This is a genomic window from Staphylococcus sp. HMSC035D11 (assembly GCF_001836075.1).
In the GTDB taxonomy this organism is placed as follows: domain Bacteria; phylum Bacillota; class Bacilli; order Staphylococcales; family Staphylococcaceae; genus Staphylococcus; species Staphylococcus hominis.
The window spans coordinates 1-1,004 of the sequence record NZ_KV827281.1; the positions used below are offsets into that span (position 1 = coordinate 1).

General features: G+C 32.3%; 1 pseudogene. It reads left to right on the forward strand.

From position 1 onward, the window contains the following. Nucleotides 1–1,004: pseudogene (locus HMPREF2647_RS11340) on the forward strand (hypothetical protein); the annotation flags it as partial.

A 1,004-nucleotide genomic window follows, 5' to 3' on the forward strand; every position in this document is an offset into this window, starting at 1 on the left:
ACAAAACATTACGATAGAGATGCATTTGAAACAAATAACTTAGGTAATGACTTACATGGTCATGGCGTAAATCAACCTAATGGTGATGTGTACACAAATGCGACAAAACATTACGATAGAGATGCATTTGAAACGAACAACACTGGTAATGATTTACATGGTAGAGGTGCGAATCAACAAGAGGACGTAGCGCAAAGTAATGCGACAAAACATTACGATAGAGATGCATTTGAAACGAACAACACTGGTAATGATTTACATGGTAGAGGTGCGAATCAACAAGAAGACGTAGCGCAAAGTAGTGCAACAAAACATTACGATAGAGATGCATTTGAAACAAATAACTCAGGTAATGACTTACACGGTCATGGTGTAAATCAACTAGATCAAAACAACTTTGTTAATACACCACATTATAATCGTGATGACTATGAGAGTTATAATCATCCAAAATTCTCAAATCAAGCTGCTAGTGATACTAATCAAGAGATTGATTATAAAACTTATTATAACGATCCGAGATTTAAGTCTCGTAAACATTTTATTGTTAGCTTTATTACCGGTGCAATCATTGGCTCAACTATTGGACTTTTAACTAAAAATAAAGCAAACCAAAAAATTGATGATTTAAAAGCAAAAGAACAAGAAGTTAAAGATAATTATTATAGTATTAAACAACAAACAGAAGAAACAATTGATAATGTAAGACATAAAATTGAAGACTTAAAAAATAGAAAAAATACAGGTATTTCTTCCGATGAGCTTGCAGCACAACGTCGAGCAATTCAATCAGAAACATCAAATCATTTAGCAGATGAATCACCATTAGCAAAAGAAATACAAGAAGCTAAAGCTGAAACTACAGTAAAAGAAAATAATTATATTAATAATGAACATAATAGTGCGGAAGAAATTGTAGCACAACAAAATGCTATTAAAGATGAGTTGTCAAATAACTTAGCAGACGAATCGCCACAAGCGCAAGAAATACAAGAAGCTAAAAA